Here is a 20,336-nt window from a genome sequence, read left to right on the forward strand (position 1 = left end):
TATTGTTTTATGTCAATGTCATAGTGCGTGTAAGCAATATGCTTGTCTGTGCCAATTAAAGGGGCATCGAATGTTTTAGTATAGCCCCAACTAAAGGAGCGCAAATGCAAATAGGTATTCTTACTGGCGGCGGTGATTGCCCTGGCCTGAATGCGGCGATAAGAGCCACAGCTAAAAGCCTGATGTTAAACTGCAATGCGAAGATTATCGGAATTGAAGATGGTTTTGCTGGCTTAATAGAGCAACGGGTAAGGCCTCTTTCCTACTCTGATTGTAGCGGCATTTTATCTTTAGGCGGAACCATCCTAGGAACCAGTAACAAGGCCGACCCGTTCAATTACCGAGGTGCAGATCACAGTGCCAAAGTTGTCTCCTATTATCATTCATTAGGACTCGATGCAGTTGTCGTGATCGGTGGTGACGGCACTTTGTCTATTGCCTATGAGCTGTCTAAACTGGGCATGAATATCGTTGGCGTCCCTAAAACCATAGATAACGATCTCATGTGCACCGATCGAACCTTTGGTTTTGACACTGCGGTGTCTATTGTCACCGAGGCGCTAGATCGCTTGCGTACCACTGGTCAATCACACAAACGCGTGATGATCCTTGAAACCATGGGCCGTTACGCTGGCTGGATCGCTTTACATGCAGGTGTCGCGGGTGGAGCTGACGTTATATTGCTACCTGAATTTCCGTACGATATGGATGAAGTTGCCAAAGCATGCAAATTACGCGCAAGTGATCAACAATATTCCATTATCGTAGTAGCGGAAGGTGCCATGCCTCAAGGGGGTCAAGCCACGGTTCGTGAAACCTTAGGTTGTGCGCCAGATCCTATCCGATTAGGTGGTATCGGTAATACATTGAAGCTTCAGCTTGAACAGCGGCTTGACGCAGAGGTAAGAGCCACCGCTCTGGGCCATATTCAACGTGGAGGGACGCCAACAGCGTTTGACCGGATATTTGCCAGCAGTGTGGGCCAAGAAGCAGCCTCTTTGATAGCGGCAAAACAGTTTGGCCGAGTAGTTGTGATGAATAACAACCAACTAAGCAATGTGATGCTGGAACAAGTCGCCAATCAAACCAGAATGGTTCCTGCAGATGATACATCCCTGAACACAGCATTATCATTAGGGATCAGCATTGGCGTGCCTGCTCTTACTCGTATTAGTGAAATGGTGTGACTCTGCAAGCAAGACTAAGCAGCGTCTCTCTAAGCAATCTCAAACTCAACGCGATAGCGGCCTGTATTAATCATCAAACCTTGATCCGGGTCAATTGTAACCTGTTAAATCGCTACATAATCACCCCTAGATATCAACGATCAAAAGCACAATCACAACTCTGATGAACATCGACAAGCATGCCACAGATAGTAAACCTAAACGCTTAACAACGACTGCGACAAGCGATTTTCTAAATTGTGATGCAAAGGTGATTAGTTATGTGCCGCACTTGCTTACTATCTATGTCGCTTTAATTATTGCCTTTGCTGATCGTCTCTTTGAATTACCTAGTCTTATTCGACACTATTTAGTGGCACAAACCGGAGGATGAATCATGCAATTTGATTGGTTTACGATGACCATACAAATTTTCAATTTGGCTATTTTGATTTGGCTTCTTCGATGCTCTTTCAATTTACCTGCTGTTGATAGTCTGCAAACATCTGCCCCTCACCAGAATAATACGTTTGACCAAGCAACTCCCAAAGCCGAATCAGCAGAACAATGCGAGCAACACTGTGTCAGTATGCTCAAAGAGTTAGACCATCAGCGCATCAATATTGTCAAAAAAATGCATGAAGAGGCTGAAGAGCAACGCAACTCACTATTTAATTCAGCCCAGAAAGCGGCCGACGAAATGCTACGTAAACGATTAAACTCGCTGCAATCTGAATTGTATCAACTGCAAAATGATGTACTGCGTAAGAGTGTCAAAGAAATCTATGCCATCGCCGGTAAAGTGTTAACCGACCTTGCAGGACAAGATATTCAACAAGTGATGATCGACAAATTCTTGGAACAGCTTGCGTCACTCGATGCAACACAACACGCTGACTTAGTGAAAGCACTGACAACGTCTTCTTATCATATTAACCTGCGCTGTGCATTTGAGATCTCTGATGTGCAAAAATCAGTCATAAACCAAAAAATAGCGAATATAGTTAGCCAAGCCAAAACAATCAAAATAAAGTTCACATATCAACATATACCCGATTTGATTTCAGGTCTTGAGTTGAAAATCGGTGATTGGAAGTTAACGTGGAGCGCCCATCATTATTTGGAAGAGTTACAAGAACATATCAGCGATATAGTGCAATTAACGCCGCTAAAGCAACAAAATCTCACGCCAAGTGTTAGAGAATCCCTAACTAGCCATGACAAATAAATTCGCCAGTTTCAGTATAGAGCATTGGTTCCATTGTCAAATGGACAAGGCCTTTGATGACGTTTTTAATGATTTGAAAAAGTTTCGAGAATCCCTTGATGTTGGCCTTTCACTTCAACAAACAGGTACTGTGATCAAGCTATCTGACGGTATTGCTCTCGTTAGCGGTTTGGCTAGTGTTGCATTTGAGGAATTACTGAAGTTTCCCTATGGTATTTATGGCTTTGCTTTAGATGCAGATGACGCAGGAACGCGTGTTGTTCTGCTGGGTGATTACAGCAAAATTGAAGTCGGAAACGAAGTCAAACGAACCAGACGAATCTTGCACAATGCCGCCAATGAAAGACGAATCAACAGAGTAAGAAATCATCTGGGCCGCTGCGCTGACGGCAAAACCTTGGGGTAATCGATGCCGAGACTCGACTACGAGTATCCTAGGGTTCCTTCATCATTATTCGTATGCACAGATTAACTTTGCACAGTGACATCACATTCCAGTAGGGTTTCAGTGGTTAAAGAGTTTGCCACCAAGCAATTTTGATCCGCTTTGTGCAAAATGCGTTCGGCGTCTTCGATGCTTTGATTTTCGCCTATCACTAAACAGGCTTTGGTGACTACTTTGGTAAATTGTGTTTTACCATCGACTCTGTCTAAGGTGCCTTCGGAGTGACACTCGAGTGACACCCAGTTCAGTTTAGAGGCTCGCGCGACGGCTCTAAATGATAAAATAAAGCAGCTGGAAATCGATGCCATAAAGAAATCTTCTGGCGACCACACATCGCCTGGCCCACCAAATTGTGCAGGTGGTGCAACGGCCATATCGTCTAAATTATTAACACTGACGATAAGACTGTTGTCAGACTTTCCCTTGGCTTTGATCTGGTATTGATGAGGTAATGCTTGCATAAGGTAACACTCCGATTTTAGTAGATTTTAATATGCTAAATAACCTGAACTTTGGTTAAATATAGTATTGAGATAATGTGCTTATTCACATGCTTTTTGGATTGTGTCCAAATCGCAGGTGATCACACTGACATTGTTAAACCCTATTCTAGCCAGTTGTTCAGCGGATAGAATGGCTCTGACTGAGGTAGCACAATGCAAATAGATAGCCCGATTTGGATCTTTTTCTATCTCCAAAACCTTCATTTCAAGTAACCCTCGGGGAATGTTAATCGCACCTTTTGCCCCCTTTGCTTGATGTTCTGCTGGCTCTCGAACATCAATTAATAGGCCCTTGTTGTTTTCCAATTCTCTGGTTGCTGTATCAGCATCAATCCGGCGTACATTTTTTGCTGCTAGCTGCACTAATTCGGGAACGTTTTTTAACATTTCTTACTCCTGTAAATCTGCGTTTTTTAGGATGGTCTTCATTGGACACCAATGGGTGAATGCAGACTGAATTAAATTGATTGCAATAAAGATAGTCAGAAATACCCAGTTAGTATTAGAAAATAAATTAAAGCCAGTGACACTAAAACCATCACGTCTGCGATTAATAGTAACGCGGCATCTACTTTCATCAATAATTCGTCTTTGTGTGGCGTCGATTATATTAGATTTACCTTATATTAGTTGACACTAATATAAGGTAAATCTAATATACAAGTTGCAAGGTGTCAACCAAAGCTACATTTTTATGAGTTTGGAGTAATCAAAAATGGATCTACATCAATTAGCCGCGAACGCCTCCGAGGCAGAATCATTTATGAAATTGCTGGCAAATAAAAATCGGCTAATGATCCTGTGTAGCCTGATCGAAAACGAATGCAGTGTGTCACAACTCAATTTACGGATCCCGCTTGGGCAATCGGCGCTGTCGCAACATCTGGCGACCTTACGTAAGCATGAACTGGTTTCAACTCGGCGCGATGCGCAAAGTATTTATTATTCGGTAAGCGACCAACGAGTGAAAGATATCATCGGAACGCTATATCAGTGCTTTTGTGTCAAGTAAGGAGTTTGATAGGTGAAAGACCTTTATGTAGACAAATTGGTCTAATATTCTTTAACTAGTAAGCTGCCACTGTTGCTATTCGTGTTTGCTGGGGAATGTGATCAAATGCAATGCAAGTGGCGGGGGAATGCCTGCCACTTTCACAAAAACATCAGTCACATTGAGCGATTGAGCACAAATATCGAAATGCCCTCAATTAGGCCACCAAAGCTGAGCTTGATTGGAACTTTAATTGTTGCACTTTACAATCAGGTGTCCACGAATTACCCGGTTCATCAAGCAAGCAGCGTTGTAATTTGTCCATATTAATTAAGTTAATCTGCCGACGATTCACCTTAATAATCTTCTGCTGCTGTAACTTGGTCAAAAGACGGCTAATGGTTTCAATCGCCATACCAAGAAAATTAGCAATATCGATTCGCGTCATACTTAGGTCAAATGTTGTTGCACAGAGTCCCTGTAATTCGAAACGTTCAGATAGATCCAATAAAAATTTTGCAAGCCGTTGTTCAGAGCTCAACTTAGCCATATTAACTAGCATCCGTTGTTCATCGACCAGTGCGTGGCTCATGCTTTTCAACAGTTGCCCGCGCTTAGTAGGTGACTCAATTAAGGCTTTATCAAGCTCGTTAAGCCCTATCCAGCAAACACTGCTCGTTTCTAAGAATTTTAAGCTGTGACCGTGTGTCATATTGTCAAAGCCATCGGCGCCGAGCATATCTCCTTTGTAGAAAAAACCCGATATCTGCTCGTCCCCTCTTGCTGTACTCACAAATGACTTTGCAGAGCCAGTTCGCATAATATAAACCGCCGCAAACTCATCTCCCATGGAAAACAGCGTCTCTCCGCGATGATAGACTTTGTGCGACCTTTGGAGCTGTTGAGAAGATGTGCCACCTAAACTACCGAAGCACATAGCCGATCTGGCACATTGTCGACACAAATTTGATGATGTTAATGACTTCTCGCTCATAATATTGCCTCCCAAAAAACGTGTAAGGCAATACATCAGAATTTGCCGAATAAAGTTTCTTACTGCTTAAAAAACCATAACGCTAAATGTAAAATGAGGATATTCGTTGTTTTGCGTATTTTATTGCGGAAACTACCTAGTCCGAGGTTGGAAATTAATCCCGCACTGAAGAACAACAATCAAATTTACAGCGTTCTATTGCGTAATCTCAGAGCATTGCCAATGACGGAAACCGAACTTAACGCCATGGCAGCGCTTGCGAACATCGGGCTGAGTAAAATGCCAAACCATGGATAAAGAATGCCAGCGGCGATCGGCACTCCAAGAAAATTATAGATGAAAGCAAAGAACAAATTCTGGCGAATATTTGTCATAGAATGCTGACTTAGCAAGCGCGCGGTGGCGATTCCTCGCAAGTCCCCTTTAACGAGCACAACTCGTGCACTGTTCATTGCAACATCTGTTCCGGTCCCCATGGCAATACCCACGTTAGCTTGAGCTAAAGCCGGTGCATCATTGACGCCATCTCCAGCCATGGCGACGATATGTCCTTTGGATTGCAGCTGCTTTAAATATTTTAATTTATCTTCTGGTAAGGCTTCTGCAATAAAATCCTTAAGCCCGAGTTGTTTAGCAACAGCGGCGGCTGTAGTTGTGTTATCACCTGTCACTAAAATGATGTTCAAACCTGCGCTTTGTATTGTCTTAAGGGCTTCTTCTGATGTCGATTTAATTGGATCTGCCACACTGACAACTCCAGCCAATGCCCCTTCAACACTTAAAAACATCACCGTTTGCGCATTCTCTCTCAGCTTTTCCACCTCACAGGCAAGAGCCGAGATGTCAGTGTTTTGCTCTTGCATCATGCGCACGTTACCCAGTGATAATACTTTTCCGTGCAATACCCCCTTTACACCTCTGCCGGTAATAGACTCAAATTGTTCAATAACCTCAACAGATATATGGTTTGCTTTAGCGTGCTCGACAATAGCAACCGCTAATGGATGCTCACTTGAAGAATCTAAATTTGCTGCATATTGCAGTACAGTTTCCTGATCAAATCCAGCCACTGGGATCACGTTTTGCACTTTTGGTTTGCCAAGGGTAAGCGTGCCAGTTTTATCTATCACTAAGGTATCGACTTTCTCCATTAACTCTAAGGCTTCAGCATCTTTAATTAAAACGCCCTCAATTGCGCCACGACCGACTCCCACCATGATAGATATGGGTGTTGCTAAGCCAAGTGCACAAGGACAAGCAATAATGAGTACCGAAACTGCTGCAACCAGCCCATTAGCAAATGCGGGTGTGGGTCCTAATAACGCCCAAATCACAAAAGCCAGCACGGCAATAATGATGACAGCAGGCACAAACCACCCTGCTACTTGGTCCGCTATTTTTTGTATCGGCGCACGAGAATGGCCAGCATCATTTACCATTTGTACGATACGCGACAACAAGGTATCGGCACCGACCTTACTGGCTCGCATTAAAAACGTACCAGTTTGGTTAACCGTGCCAGCGGTCACCCTGCTACCAATTTTTTTCTCAACAGGTGCTGGCTCACCGGTTATCATCGATTCATCAACGTTGGAGTGGCCTTCAGTTATCTCGCCGTCGACTGGGATTTTGCCACCGGGCTTAACTCGCAACAGATCACCAACCTTAACCTGATCCAAATGCACCACTTCTTCATTGCCATCGAGATTAATACGTAACGCTGTATTGGGCGCTAGTTCAAGAAGTGACCTGATAGCATCACTAGTACGAGAGCGTGCTCGCAACTCCAATACTTGCCCGAGCAACACTAGGGTAATAATGACTGCTGCGGCTTCAAAATACAGCGGAGCCATACCATTTAATTTAAATGCGTCAGGCAACATAGTTGGCAACAACAAAGCGTAAATACTAAAAGCAAATGCCGATCCCGTGCCCAGCGAAATCAAACTGAACATATTGAGGTTCCACGACTTGAATGAAGCCCAGCCTCTGGTGAAAAATGGCCAGCCGCCCCAAAGAACAACTGGTGCAGCCAGCATTGCTTGTAACCAATTAAAGGCATTCATACCTATTAGCTGATGTAAATTAAAGCCGGGGATCATGTCGCTCATGGCAATTAGCATCAGCGGTAAACTTAATGAAAGACAAAACCAAAAGCGGCTTGTCATCGCTTTTAACTCACTGTCGTCTGCCGTTGTTGTGATATCCATTGGTTCTAGCGCCATGCCGCAAATTGGACAACTACCAGCACCAACTTGCTGGATTTGTGTATGCATTGGGCAGGTATAGAGCACATTTTTGTTTAATGTTTTTATTGAGTCTGATGCAATAGCAGATACCGCAGAAGTTGCAGTATATTGCGCTGGGTCGTGACGAAATTTATCAAGGCAATGCTGGCCACAGAAATAAAAAATGCCCGCCGCGCACTCAACCGATTTAGTTGGATTGATGGACACTTTCATGCCGCAAACGGGGTCAATTACGGATCCATCGGTTGCGATGGTCGAATGAGGTGTTTGTTTATCAGTGTGACCATTTTGAGTTTGATTTTTTTTCAACATAATACCGACCTTGCTATTCTCAATATATTCGCTGGTTTTCGGGCTTTGGAATTAACTCAAAAAAGAACTTTGAACAGCAAGCGTCAATCCACCTAGCAGTATTGATATAACCCGGTATGCTTATGGAATACGGTAGTTTTATTTTCAAGCTCAAGCAGTTTATCGTAGCGGTAAGTTGGTCCCTGTTTACACACTAGTTCATTGGCCAGATAGCAATGGCCACACAGACCTATCCCGCAGCGCATTCGCTTTTCAAGAGACAACCAAATTTTATCGCTGCTAATCAATAAACGATGACAAGTGATGGCTACCGATCTCATCATCGCTTCCGGACCGCAGGTCAATACTATTTGGGGGTGCCGGTCTGACTCAGCTAACACATTTTCGATGTGTTGAGTTGGCGTCCCTGACTTGTCTGCGTCATTAGTTTGCATAAAGGTGTCATGCACTAGAATCTTATTTTGCCAATTTCTTCGTTCTCGGCTTAACACCTGTGACGGCCTATCTTTAGCACCATAGATCAACGTTGTGTTCCCCGCCCGGCCTATCTCAATCAGATGATCAATGGTTGCCGCCAAAGGCGCTATCCCGCAGCCACCGGCAACGATCAACACCTCTTTATTGGCAAGCATTTCAATCGGCCAGCCTTGACCGTAAGGACCGTTATATCCTAATACAGCGCCTTGTTTGAGAGCATAAATAGCCTTGGTGAGTTTACCGACTTTGCGGATCAATGCGACAAATCGCCCTTTGCTATCAGGAAGCGAGGTGTAGGTGAACGGAGCCAAGCCTGCGCCGGGGACACTAAGCATAAAGAACTGCCCAATACGAACCGGTTGTTCGTGGATAAAGTCTATAGGCTCAAAGGTAACGTGTTTAGCATTTTGGCCATCTTCATAGCTGTCGACGATACGGATTGAACGAGGTGTTAATTGCAACATACTTGATTTATCCTCTTCATCACGCTGTGCACACCAATACTTCCAGCACACGTTTGTTCACAACGCCCACACCCTACGCATCCATAGCGACCAAATTCTGGCAAATAAGCGTTTGAAAATTTATGAAACCAGAAGCGTTCTGTACGTTGTGCGGCTAACTGACTCGGATTGTGATTACTGGCTTCTCGCTGAAAACCCTCAAATTGACATGAATCCCAAATACGGCGAGTTGTGGTTTGATTTGATTCTGAATCATATTGCTCATAAGAGCTGTAACAACTGCAGGTCGGACATAAGTTAGTGCATCCGGAGCAAGCTAGACAGCGAACGCTTAGCTCCTCCCACAACTTCGCGGGCACCTGTCCCTTGTTAATGATCTCAGTACTGCTTTTGATATAGCTAAAGTCTGCAAACTTAGCCACTACTTGCTGCTTGAGCTGCTGGCGCAACTCAGGCCAGTTCTCAGGTGCATTTTGAAGCACCAGCCCTTGTAGACTGTCGCGTCCCTTTTCTGTGGCCGCAATTAATAACCAAGCCCCTTTTGCTGTTTCAGTCGATGAAACCGCTGTGTTTTGTAGATCGCTAAATTGGCTGAGAATTAAGTCTGCATGCGCAGAATCTACATGAGGGCCGGCATTCATTTCATGACAAAATCCCTTCTCACAAGGGCTGTTGCAATCAATCCCCACAAGCAGTGTTTGCTGTCGTCTGGCCTGGTAGTATGGATCATCTTTAAAGAAGGTGTCTTGATACGAAATGGCAGTAAGATCGCACGCCTGCACGCCAAAGATAGCCCGCGGCTCAATTTTTGGTTTAATCGGTGAAAAAGTGTTTCCATTAAATGAATATATGGCTTCATTTTCTGCAAAGAAAAAACGTTTTAGCGATACTAAAGGTAGGTTTTTTGGTCCAAATAAAGGTAACACCTCATCCGCTTCACTTACCTGCCAGCTTTTCTCTCCCTGACGATCAGCCGTAATCTGATATACATCGAAGCGTTTAAGCAAGTGACGCTTTAGGCTCATAATGTTGTCAAGAATAAATCGTTGCTCATTCATAATGGATATACCTTTGGGTAAACGCCTCTGGTTGCCGCTCCGCGTTTAACGCTTCTATGCTGACCGCGCAAGCTTTTAACTCGGGCATTTCGGTTGTTAAGTCCATTGCATCATTAGTCAGTTGATTAGACGGAGTCTCTTTGAAATGATACGGCATACTGACTAAACCCGGAGCCACCTGTTCAGAGAATATAATCCGAGTCTCCAAATACCCTCGCCTAGATTTTACGCCTACGGGCTGATGATCTTTAAGTCCCAGATCGTGGGCATCTTGTGGGTGCATAAACAACAAGCCATCTGGGGTTTCTCTTTCCAATACTGGAGACTGTCGTGTCATCGAACCACAACCATAATGATAATGAAGTCGGTGAGTGGTTAACCAAAATGGGTATTGTGAATCTGGTTTTTCAGCGGTCAAGGTTTGTTCAACCGGTATCAATCGCGCTTTACCAATGGGGAACGAATCTTGATGCAGACAATGACTGCCAAATGGATGATCAGCATTACATGGCCATTGCAACCCATAGTTTTTATCAAGTAAAGCGTAATTCATGCCACTAAAAGAATGAGTTAGTGCCGCCATTTCATCAAATATTTGTTCACTGTCACGCCAACACATTTGCTCTGCCATGCCCATTTTATCTGCAAGGGCTGCCAGAATCTGCCAATCTGCCTTAGCTTCAAATGGCGGTAATATAGCTTGTCGCACCAATTGTACCCTGCGTTCACAGTTAGTAAATGTGCCTTCTTTTTCAGCAAAATTGGCAGCCGGTAAAACGACATCAGCCAGTTTTGCCGTTTCTGTCATAGACAATTCGACAACCACTAGAAGATCTAACGCACGGATCCCCGCTGCGACCTTATTTTGATCAGGGTCAGTCACTACCGGATCCTCGCCGAAGATAAGTTGTCCATGAAAATTACCTTTGCGCGCCTGATTGCTCATGCCCAAAGACGTTAGCCCTGGCTTAGTAGCGACGCTGGTTTGCCAGGCTTTTGAGAACTTCTCTATAACCCCCGTATCTGTGGCGCTTTGATAATCGGGGTAAACATTGGGCAAGCAGCCCATGTCACAGGCCCCTTGAACATTATTTTGCCCCCGTAGCGGATTGATGCCCGTTCCGGGCCTGCCAATTTGACCGCAAACCAACGCCAAGTTTGAAACGGCAATAACATTATTCGTGCCGCTGATAAACTGGGTGATCCCCATTCCATAAGCAAGAAATGCAGCTTTGGCATGGCTGTATAATTTTGCCGCTGCGATTAGCGCCTTTTCGCTAACACCAGTCATTTTCGCCACATCTTTGAGTGGATAGTTGGCTACTTGAGCCTCTAAAGATTCGAGACCCTCGCAGCGTGACAAAAGAAAGTCAGCATCGTGCCAACGGTTTTGCAAAATGATATTAACTAAACCATTTAGCAGGGCTATGTTACTGCCAATGTTGATTTGCAAATGAAGATCAGCAACTTGGGCTAAGCGAGTCACCCTAGGATCGATGACAATCAATTTCGCCCCATTTAGTTTGGCACGCATAATTCGACCGCCCAGAATAGCGTGGTTTTCTGTCGGGTCGGCGCCAATCACTAGAATAACGTCGGCGTGATCAACATCTTCAACACTATTTGTCATTGCCCCTGAACCAAGGGTTTGCTTCAGCCCTGCTACAGATGGGCTGTGACATATTCGTGCACAGTGATCAATATTGTTGGTTTTTAGTACTGCTCTGGCAAATTTTTGCGCGGCGTAATTATCTTCATTAGTTGCCCTTGCGCTACTGACCACACCCACGGCATGAGAGCCATACTGACTGATATAGTACTTTAATTTAGTGGCTACAAAATTAAGCGCTTCGTCCCACGAGGCTTTATGGAAGACTCCATCTCGTTTAATGAGTGGATGGGTAACGCGATCAGCTGGATTAATTCCAAAAGTAGTATTCCAGCCTTTTGCGCAAAGTTGCCCTTGACTGATTGGGTGGTTGCGCAGCGGCTGAACGGCAATGACGTTATTGTGCTGTGTTGTTAATCCAATTCCACAACCCACACCGCAAAACGGGCAAATGCTATTGACGATTGATGTGGTCTTGTTCATGACATTTTCAACTCAGATAAAACACCTGCCCATTGTTTTACATGAGTGAATCGATGCATTGATATACATCAATAATCGCGTCTTTTATGGTGTTTAGGATGTCGATAAATAACATGATAAACCAGACCTACCAGCACGCTTCCGCCAACCAAATTGCCCGCGATGACGGGGAGTAAATGATACACAAACCCACCCCAGCTAATCATGAGAGAGGCTTCCTCAACCACAGAAAATTGCTGGATAAGTATTGCGACGGGAATAAGGTACATATTGGCGATACTGTGTTCAAATCCTGCGGCCACAAACAGCGTGATAGGAAACACCACAGCAACAACTTTGTCGACCACACTGCGTCCAGCCAGTGCCATCCAAACGGCCATGCACACCAATATGTTGCACAGTACGCCTCTAAAGAACGCACTACTAAAGGATAAAGAGTTTTTGGCGATTGCAATATCAATATACTGCTGCGCTATGCGCCCATCATTCATCTCGGTATGGCCAGATAGATAGACCAAAATAGCAAGACCAAGCGCACCAATAAAGTTTGCAATGCAGACAACGCACCAGCTTTGCAGAAGCTTTACAAAGGTAATCTTTCCATCAGCCCATGCCATCACAATTAGGTTATTGCCGGTAAAGAGTTCAGCTCCCGCGACAACAACCAGAATAAGGCCCAAAGAGAACATCAGGCCCCCTAACAATTGACTGCTGGCAAAGCTGAGACTGGGATCCGACTTTACTAATACAAACGCCAGTCCGCCCAACCCTATAAACGCGCCGGCCAGCATGCCTAGCATCAGCATTGACAAAAATGGCAGATTAACTTTAACGACAGCGACCTGATCAATTCGCTGTGCGATTTCCTTTGGAGAATAGGCATCAAAGCCAAAGATTCCAGACAAGACAACCTCCTACACTTCACCGTACTGATTTAACAATAAGTTTAATAATCTATTCGCTTAGAGGAGGAGGATGTTGACCTGCGTCAAGTATACCAACTTATGCTGTAGTCTTAGGCACAACATATAAGCAACCTTTTCGGACCAAATACTTTTCGAATTTAACTTCAATCGCCCCCCAACAAAGAGAGGGCAATAAATCGAAACATGACAAAGGTTGAGTATCGATTAGTCGTATATCTACGCCACAATATCACCAGCCTCTAAATTAACGATATCTCCAGGAACCAGCTCAATGGGTGAACAAACTAGCCTCTTTGCATCTCTAGTTACTTGAACTCGGGGGGAATACAAGGCTTTAAGGGAGGCGATTTCTTTCTGAGCTCGGAAATCTTGAGTCGCACCTATGATAGCGTTAAAAGCGACTATGACGATGATTGCGATAGTATCCGTCAATTCATCTAATAAGCCAGAAACCATAGCGGCGAACAGCAAGATCAGGATCATAAAATCACTAAATTGAGCCAGCGTGATAACAAGTAACGAGCGCTGCGACTTGGTTGGAATATCATTCGCACCGTAGTCCGCTAAACGACGTTTGACCTCGACGGCACTTAAACCTGCTTTTGACGTAATAAGACGCTTTAATATCTGTTGTTGATCTAATTGATAACACGGACTGTCAAACACACGGCTAACCGGTAATAAAATAAATCAGTGAGGCCGTGACAATCGCCAAAAACAAGGTTTCAATGCCGCTTTTTAGCCACCAAACGCCTGCAATCCGCCCTAGAAAGACACCCAATAAGAAGACCATAAACAGTGCCATCAAAATGGCGCAGTAAAGTGGTGGCAAAGGTAGCCAGATGTCCGCATTGGCTAACCACAAGGGCGTTAAAATAAACAGGCAAATTAATAGCGGAGCACTGCCATTAACGAGTGCAACTAAGATGGGGGCGTGTTTGGCAGCTTTACCATGATCACTACCGCTTAGATCACACACCATGGCATCTTCTAATCTGCTCAATTTACGCTGCCGCTCGGCCGTTTCGCTCACATAGGCACTGCTTAAACCACTCATACCAAGCGCTACAGCGGCTCCCAAGCATACATTCATTACAATATTCAGGTCCGCCGGACGGCTAAAAACAAAGCCCATCATTAAGCCCAACATGGTTAGCGCCCCATCAAAGCCATTAACGACAAAGTAGCGGCGGATAATGTCGTCACTTTTTGCGAGTTTGAGCAAAAACAAATAATCCGTTAAGACGCGTTTAAACAAAGCCCGTTTAGCGAGTTTCATGTTCATTTGTCGCTATCACTTCGTCAACGCTGTGTAATGATGCTCCCATCCCTTTTAAAGTAGCTGCGATAAGTTCGAAATCCAGAGTATCCCCTGTGATTTCAAGTTTTATGGTCTCGGTTTGTTTATCTAGCTCAACAACCGAAACCTTGACACTATAATGATCTCCCAGCCCTGCAATATCACTTGCCACCTTAAAAATGCCCGGCTCATGCGGTTTTAAAACATCAAGCAGCATTCTTTTGATCGTTACCATCAAGTTTCACCCTGTTTGTATTAGCCTATATTGAACAGAGTCTGGACTTATTTTTAGACCATTTATTGATTCACATCAGCTTTCTCTCAGTCATTTTATTTACAGTCATTATCTTGGCTTAAAGTGGGGCAATATGGAAAATCTATCAATATTAATGACGGGGCTCACTGCGACCGTACTGTTTATTTTTGGACTAGAAAATTTTTCTAAGGAAATAGAACGAATATCGGGTGAACATTTTCGTAAGTCTTTGAGTAATGCAACTAAATGGCCTTTAGCTGGGGTGGCAATCGGGGCAGTAGTTACCGCTGTCATTCAATCCAGTTCAGCGACATCGGTGATCAGCATTAGTCTTGTCAATGCTGGGGTGTTGTCATTTAAAAACAGTGTCGGCATCATATTCGGCAGTAATATTGGCACCACAGTTACAGCTCAGCTCGTGGCATTTAAACTTACCAACTTTGCCCCTCTTGTCATTGTTTTAGGCTTCTTTTTATCTATCATCCCCAGCAGAGTAAGCATTTTTGGTAAGGCGATATTCTATTTTGGTTTTGTGTTTTTTAGTCTTAATTTGATTTCTACCTCTCTAGAACCTTTACACACCAACCCTGCCCTGCTTAAAATTTTAAGCACACCGCAAAACCCGCTCTATGCCATCGTATTTGGCTGTATTTTTACCGCCTTAGTGCAGTCCAGCTCCGTCACGACTGGCTTGGCAATAGTGTTTACCCAACAGGGGCTGTTAGGCTTAGAAAATGCGGTGCCGATCATAATGGGCGCCAATATTGGCACCACGGCGACGGCTTTTATCGCGGTGTTCAACATGGATATTGCGGCAAAAAAAGCGGCTCTTTGTCATTTTCTGTTTAATGTTGGAGGCGTCATTTTATTTACCCCTGCGTTGCTAATATTTGGTCATAGGCTCAGCACCTTAAGCATGGAGCCAGCGTTAGCTTTGGCGAATATTCATCTGGCATTTAATCTTATTACCAGCTTAATTTTCATGCTTGCAATCAATCCATTTACCCGCTTTATCGATTATCTTTTAGGTGAAGGGAAGATGGATTTCACCCGCCTAGCGCTGCCCGTGTTTGAGGAAAGTGAAAATTTTGAAACGGTTAAATCAAAACTCGAGAAAGGCAATGCTGATCTGTTCTTTTTCCTGCAAGAAAACTACAACAGTGTCACCTTGAGCATAGAAACAAACTATCGGGGCGTATACGATGCATCAGAAAAACGTCTCAGCTACGTTAATTTTGTTAAAAAAGAATATATTAGCTATTTTTCAAAGGTGGTATCCCTGATCAAAGAAGAAGATGACTCAAAGCACCTTATTAAACTGATCAACCAATTTGATTACTTATTTCAAATTCATGATTCAATTGATGATTTGTTTGAGTCCAAAACCGCGATGAACAAACAATACATAGAATTAAAAAGCGATGTTCTTTTTCTAGTTAGAGCCCTTTCTACTGAAACACTTGGCTTTTTTGATGAAATTCATCGAGCAATAAGCACAGATAAGGCAATGAACATAAAGGCGACGGCCAAAGCACTTCAACAGCAGATAGATTCAGCAAATCGCGACCTCCTCTCAATGCTTGGAGACCCCACTCGAGTTGATGCAGGCGCACTCACTAACTTTATTACTTATTCGCAGCGCTTAAAAGACAAGCTAACAAATTTTGCTAATCTGAAAGTGCACGATGAAAAATTAGACGCCTTAGAGGGCTGAAGTAAATAGCAATAAAATCCTAATTGGAGTACTTAACAACCAATGTCTGCAGAATCTATTGATCTCTATCAACAAATAGCAACCCTAAATAAGGTAAAACCTTGTAATACTTAACTATAAGGATTGTAAAAGCATGTTTGTTCCTGACTTAATGGTAAAACAGATTTATACGATTGGCAGTTTGCGAAAATCTGGCGATGGTTTCGTTTTTAAACTTAAAAACAGACTTAAAGAGAGCAGTTTGCGCAGGATCATTTCACTGTCGATCAATAATCAGAGCATAAGTCCAGAAAAAATCTCTATCTCTACTGCCGAGTTAGACAACATTACCCCCGCCGAATTGCAGAACTCTGACGGCATCACTATATCACTTGGTGCAGAGGTCATTATATCGATAGATGATTTTGATTTAGCCCCCAATGATACCCATCACATCAGCATGCGCATGGAGTTTAAACCGCTTGGCGAAATACATCTAAAAGTAAAAGATGCTATTAAACAAACGACGACGCTAGAGCGGGAATTACCCCGAAATGCCAAAAATGACTTAGAACCGAATATTATTAAGCAACGCCAAGACATGGTGCGAGACTTCTGCAAATCTTCTCCCGGCACTCTGTTTGATTACACTCTCAAAACCCAATCAATTAAGGGCAATATAGAGCACTTTGTAGGTGCCGCTCAGGTGCCTGTCGGCATAGCCGGGCCACTGACGGTAAATGGTGAGCATGCTAAGGGACAATATCTGATCCCAATGGCCACAACCGAAGGCACCTTAGTAGCGTCATATAATCGGGGAATGAAACTGTTAAACCGAAACGGCGGTGTAACGGCCACTGTGGTTGAAGATTTAATGCAGCGCGCACCGGTATTTGTGTTCAATGATGCCCGTCAAGCCAGAGACTTCGCAATGTGGATTGACCAACATTTTGAACAGATTAAACAGCAAGCCGATGACACAGACCCTCACGTTAGCCTGATCTATATCGATACCATGCTATCGAACAAATTTGCCTATTTACGCTTTAATTTCTCCACCGGCGATGCCGCCGGTCAGAATATGGTTGGCCGTGCAACCTTTGTTGCCTGTAGTTGGGTATTGGCGCAATACAAAGGCGTCGCCAACTTCTTTCTAGAGTCCAATATTGCAACCGACAAAAAAAGTTCACAAATCAATATAATGCGTACTCGAGGAAAACGCGTCACTGCCGAAGCGACTATTAAGCGCGACGATCTGAGGAATCTAATGCGCGTGGAGCCTGAACAGATAGACTTCCATGCTCGGGTCTCTGCTGTGGGTTCATTTCTTGCGGGTACAACCAATACCGGTCTGCATTCTGCAAATGGTATCGCCGCTATGTTCATTGCAACCGGACAAGACGTTGCTAATGTGGCCGAGTCATCGGCAGCCATTCTTTACTCTGAGGTGGACAAAAATGGTGATTTATATTTGTCTGTGACAATCCCCGCCTTGATCGTGGCAACCTGTGGCGGAGGCACAGGATTAAGCACCCAACGTGAGTGTCTTGACATGCTTGATTGCGTTGGCGCTGACAAAGCCCGAAAACTGGCTGAAATTATTGCTTCTGTGGTGTTAGCCGGTGAAATATCCCTTGCTTGTGCCATTTCATCGCTAGATTGGGTCCCGTCACACGAAGAGTATGGCAGAAACTAAAGCGCGATTCTCGCGCCATGAAGATTGATCTTGGTCAATTACAACCGTCAGTATTGGATTAAAGTGATCGCTACATAAATTTTTACACCTAGTGAGCTCTCAAGATGGACGCAGCAAAAACGACAAACACCGATCATACTCAAATATACAATAAATTGAGGAATTTGAGCGCCAAACTAATAGTCGAAATTCCCGAAACAATGGCAGGCTTTGGTCAGTTACATGCCGCGGCTGTGGCACCTGCTGCGCTGGATACTAAAACTAAAGAACTCATTGCATTAAGCATTGGTATTGCTGTTCATTGCAATGGATGTATTGCCTTTCATGTTCATGACGCCCTTCAAGCAGGAGCCAATCGTCAAGAAATTTTGGAAACCATCGGCGTCGCCATTCTGATGGGGGGGGGGCCTTCAATGGTATATGGTTGCGAAGCGCTGGAAGCGCTGGAAGCGCTAAATCAGTTCGAGGTGGAACAAGACCTACCATTATAATCACAGTTACGTAAAAACCCTTTCATTTCAAAATCCGCTTGTCTAAACGCAAAGCGGCACTAATTCGCGTATTAAAAGTACAACAAATCTTTCACAGTCGCGATAAATCATATACCGTATTGTTATGTCTCAGCTTACTTTCGAGCATACCCCAGCGTAAGTAATTTCAAAGGATGAGAATTTGACCAACAGTGAAAGTCGAATTAGCCCAGACGCAAACGCCGAGTTCAACGCGTTAGTTAATGCGGCAATAGATGGGATAATCATTATTGACCATCGCGGCAACATTGAACTTTTCAATGCTGCTGCTGAAACCATGTTTGGTTATGATGCCGCTGATGTTATGGGGAAAAATATCAAAGTGCTCATGCCTGAACCCTATCAGTCTGAGCATGATGACTATTTGCAGCATTACATGGATACTGGCGAAAAGCGTGTCATCGGCATTGGCCGTGAAGTGAATGCCCGTCGAAAAAACGGTGAAATATTTCCAATCGAGCTCACCGTTGGTGAAGTCAAACAATCAAGCCATCGACAGTTTGTCGGAATTATTCGTGACATAACCGAACGGGTTCAACTTCGTTCTGAGGCGATTGTTAATCGAGAACGTCTTGCTCACGCTTCGCGATTAACGACTATGGGTGAATTGGTTGCAGGGATCGCCCATGAGATAAATCAGCCGTTGACGGCCATATCTTCCTATTCTCAAGCCTGTCGCAACATGCTCTCGCGAGCGCACGACGACGATATTAAACCGGAATTCAACACTGACATGGCAAGGGTGCTGGAAAAAATAACAGATCAGGCATTCCGAGCTGGACAAGTGATCAGCAGGCTTCGAGGCTTTGTATCCAAACGCGACCCGATACGGGAAACGGTGCGTTTAAATAGCTTAATTCACGACACCATTGAACTGGCCAAAGTCGATACCCGGATACTAGAACACGGCATTCGATTGCATCTCACCAAAGAGCCAGAGCCTGAATTAACGGTTGATTCCATTCAGCTACAACAGGTGCTATTCAACCTGATTAACAATGCCATAGACGCAATGGCAGAACAGCACGAACAGCCGGTTTTGATACATTCGCGCTGGATCACCAATGAAATGATTGAAGTGGCCGTGATCGACAGAGGACATGGGGTTAAGAAAGAACATGAAAACACCCTATTCAATCCATTTTTTACCACCAAAGAACAAGGTATGGGAATGGGATTAACCATAAGCCAGTCGATAATCGCTGCCCATGGTGGTAAATTAAAACATTGTCACGGTATCCCTGATGGCAGTATTTTTGCGATTGAATTGCCAGCTAAGCCCTATAGTTCTTATATTGAGTAGCTGAATGATAAATCCTTCTACAACCTCTGATTTTGATCCCGTTGTGCATATCGTAGATGATGACGAAGCGGTACTCGACTCGCTAAAAACACTGCTCAATTCGTTAAATATCAACAATGCAACTTATTCTAATGGTCAAGAATTTTTAGACGCGATAGCTGCAACCGAAATACATACACTAACCGGTTGTGTGGTGATGGATGTCCGCATGCCAGGAATCAGTGGTATTGAGTGCCAGCAAGCGCTAAAAGACTTAGGTTGTAATCTACCGATTATATTCGTCACTGGTCACGGTGATGTCCCCATGGCGGTACAAGCGATCAAAGAAGGAGCCATTGAGTTTATTCAAAAACCTTACCGTGAACAGGAACTAATCGATTGTATTCAAAGCGCAATACAGCAAAACATCCAATCGCAACAAAATATACTGTATGCAAGAGAGGTTGCACTACGCATTCATTCCTTAACGAGTCGTGAACAAGAAGTGATGCGCAGAGTCATATCTGGGCAAGCGAATAAAACCATAGCGACAGAATTACATTTAAGCCAGAGAACTATCGACATCCACCGCGCAAACGTGATGGAAAAAATGCAGGCTACCTCTTTAGCGGATTTGGTTACTATGGTATTGACACAGGATTAGTCTTTTCAAC

21 protein-coding genes are annotated in these 20,336 nt (G+C 44.0%); 9 read left to right on the top strand and 12 right to left on the bottom strand.

The window, feature by feature from the left end; all coding sequences use genetic code 11:
- Positions 1–104: 104 nt before the first annotated feature.
- The 3 genes from ABD036_RS16400 to ABD036_RS16410 all read left to right on the top strand — a co-directional run bounded on the left by ABD036_RS16400 (position 105) and on the right by ABD036_RS16410 (position 2,800).
- Entirely contained in the window at positions 105–1,187 is a 1,083-nt protein-coding gene (locus ABD036_RS16400) for a 6-phosphofructokinase (protein WP_343861880.1), read from the top strand.
- A gap of 376 nt (positions 1,188–1,563) precedes the next feature.
- Entirely contained in the window at positions 1,564–2,394 is an 831-nt protein-coding gene (locus tag ABD036_RS16405) for a F0F1 ATP synthase subunit delta (protein WP_343861882.1), read from the top strand.
- Complete coding sequence (locus ABD036_RS16410) at positions 2,384–2,800, top strand: F0F1 ATP synthase subunit alpha (protein ID WP_343861883.1); 417 nt, start codon at positions 2,384–2,386, stop codon at positions 2,798–2,800. Before ABD036_RS16405 ends, ABD036_RS16410 begins: the two co-directional genes overlap by 11 nt.
- Before the next feature lie 62 nt (positions 2,801–2,862).
- Here the strand turns inward: ABD036_RS16410 and ABD036_RS16415 are convergent, their stop codons facing one another.
- The 3 genes from ABD036_RS16415 to ABD036_RS16425 form a co-directional block, all read right to left on the bottom strand.
- Complete coding sequence (locus ABD036_RS16415; RefSeq protein WP_343861885.1) at positions 2,863–3,300, bottom strand: OsmC family protein; 438 nt, start codon at positions 3,298–3,300, stop codon at positions 2,863–2,865.
- 81 nt (positions 3,301–3,381) lie between these two features.
- Entirely contained in the window at positions 3,382–3,729 is a 348-nt protein-coding gene (locus ABD036_RS16420; RefSeq protein WP_343861887.1) for a rhodanese-like domain-containing protein, read from the bottom strand.
- A gap of 3 nt (positions 3,730–3,732) precedes the next feature.
- Positions 3,733–3,951: a YgaP family membrane protein gene (locus tag ABD036_RS16425; protein ID WP_343861967.1), complete on the bottom strand. Its 219-nt coding sequence runs from the start codon at positions 3,949–3,951 to the stop codon at positions 3,733–3,735.
- 106 nt (positions 3,952–4,057) lie between these two features.
- Between ABD036_RS16425 and ABD036_RS16430 the strand changes: the two genes are divergently transcribed.
- Entirely contained in the window at positions 4,058–4,354 is a 297-nt protein-coding gene (locus tag ABD036_RS16430; RefSeq protein ID WP_343861890.1) for an ArsR/SmtB family transcription factor, read from the top strand.
- Between the two features lie 196 nt (positions 4,355–4,550).
- Here ABD036_RS16430 and ABD036_RS16435 read toward each other — a convergent pair whose 3' ends face one another.
- From ABD036_RS16435 to ABD036_RS16475, 9 genes are all read right to left on the bottom strand, one after another.
- Positions 4,551–5,327: a helix-turn-helix domain-containing protein gene (locus ABD036_RS16435; RefSeq protein ID WP_343861891.1), complete on the bottom strand. Its 777-nt coding sequence runs from the start codon at positions 5,325–5,327 to the stop codon at positions 4,551–4,553.
- 185 nt (positions 5,328–5,512) lie between these two features.
- Positions 5,513–7,888, bottom strand: a complete 2,376-nt coding sequence (locus ABD036_RS16440) for a heavy metal translocating P-type ATPase (RefSeq protein WP_343861892.1) — start codon at positions 7,886–7,888, stop codon at positions 5,513–5,515.
- Between the two features lie 92 nt (positions 7,889–7,980).
- On the bottom strand, positions 7,981–8,829 hold the full coding sequence (locus ABD036_RS16445) for an iron-sulfur cluster-binding protein (RefSeq protein WP_343861893.1): 849 nt from the start codon (positions 8,827–8,829) through the stop codon (positions 7,981–7,983).
- Entirely contained in the window at positions 8,817–9,887 is a 1,071-nt protein-coding gene (locus ABD036_RS16450) for a 4Fe-4S dicluster domain-containing protein (protein ID WP_343861894.1), read from the bottom strand. The genes ABD036_RS16445 and ABD036_RS16450 overlap by 13 nt, the downstream gene beginning before the upstream one ends.
- Positions 9,880–11,979, bottom strand: coding sequence for a formate dehydrogenase subunit alpha (fdhF, locus tag ABD036_RS16455; protein ID WP_343861896.1), 2,100 nt, complete (start codon positions 11,977–11,979; stop codon positions 9,880–9,882). The genes ABD036_RS16450 and fdhF overlap by 8 nt, the downstream gene beginning before the upstream one ends.
- A 68-nt stretch (positions 11,980–12,047) precedes the next feature.
- Positions 12,048–12,884, bottom strand: a complete 837-nt coding sequence (locus ABD036_RS16460) for a formate/nitrite transporter family protein (protein ID WP_343861898.1) — start codon at positions 12,882–12,884, stop codon at positions 12,048–12,050.
- 237 nt (positions 12,885–13,121) lie between these two features.
- Complete coding sequence (locus ABD036_RS16465) at positions 13,122–13,571, bottom strand: cation-transporting P-type ATPase (protein ID WP_343861900.1); 450 nt, start codon at positions 13,569–13,571, stop codon at positions 13,122–13,124.
- Between the two features lie 4 nt (positions 13,572–13,575).
- Positions 13,576–14,190 (bottom strand): VIT1/CCC1 transporter family protein, encoded by a 615-nt coding sequence (locus tag ABD036_RS16470; RefSeq protein WP_343861902.1) that lies wholly within the window; start codon positions 14,188–14,190, stop codon positions 13,576–13,578.
- Entirely contained in the window at positions 14,171–14,440 is a 270-nt protein-coding gene (locus tag ABD036_RS16475; RefSeq protein WP_343861904.1) for a DUF211 domain-containing protein, read from the bottom strand. The genes ABD036_RS16470 and ABD036_RS16475 overlap by 20 nt, the downstream gene beginning before the upstream one ends.
- Positions 14,441–14,573: 133 nt before the next feature.
- On the opposite strand from ABD036_RS16475, the gene ABD036_RS16480 reads away from it, so the two are divergent.
- The 5 genes from ABD036_RS16480 to ABD036_RS16500 all read left to right on the top strand — a co-directional run bounded on the left by ABD036_RS16480 (position 14,574) and on the right by ABD036_RS16500 (position 20,326).
- Positions 14,574–16,175, top strand: coding sequence for a Na/Pi cotransporter family protein (locus tag ABD036_RS16480; protein ID WP_343861905.1), 1,602 nt, complete (start codon positions 14,574–14,576; stop codon positions 16,173–16,175).
- Positions 16,176–16,308: 133 nt separating this feature from the next.
- Positions 16,309–17,850 (top strand): hydroxymethylglutaryl-CoA reductase, encoded by a 1,542-nt coding sequence (locus ABD036_RS16485; protein ID WP_343861906.1) that lies wholly within the window; start codon positions 16,309–16,311, stop codon positions 17,848–17,850.
- Positions 17,851–17,954: 104 nt separating this feature from the next.
- Entirely contained in the window at positions 17,955–18,341 is a 387-nt protein-coding gene (locus tag ABD036_RS16490; protein ID WP_343861907.1) for a carboxymuconolactone decarboxylase family protein, read from the top strand.
- A 181-nt stretch (positions 18,342–18,522) separates the two neighbouring features.
- Positions 18,523–19,683 (top strand): two-component system sensor histidine kinase NtrB, encoded by a 1,161-nt coding sequence (locus tag ABD036_RS16495; RefSeq protein WP_343861909.1) that lies wholly within the window; start codon positions 18,523–18,525, stop codon positions 19,681–19,683.
- Between the two features lie 4 nt (positions 19,684–19,687).
- On the top strand, positions 19,688–20,326 hold the full coding sequence (locus tag ABD036_RS16500; protein WP_343861911.1) for a response regulator transcription factor: 639 nt from the start codon (positions 19,688–19,690) through the stop codon (positions 20,324–20,326).
- Positions 20,327–20,336 lie beyond the last annotated feature (10 nt).

It is taken from the genome of Aliiglaciecola litoralis, assembly GCF_039523355.1.
GTDB lineage: Bacteria > Pseudomonadota > Gammaproteobacteria > Enterobacterales > Alteromonadaceae > Aliiglaciecola > Aliiglaciecola litoralis.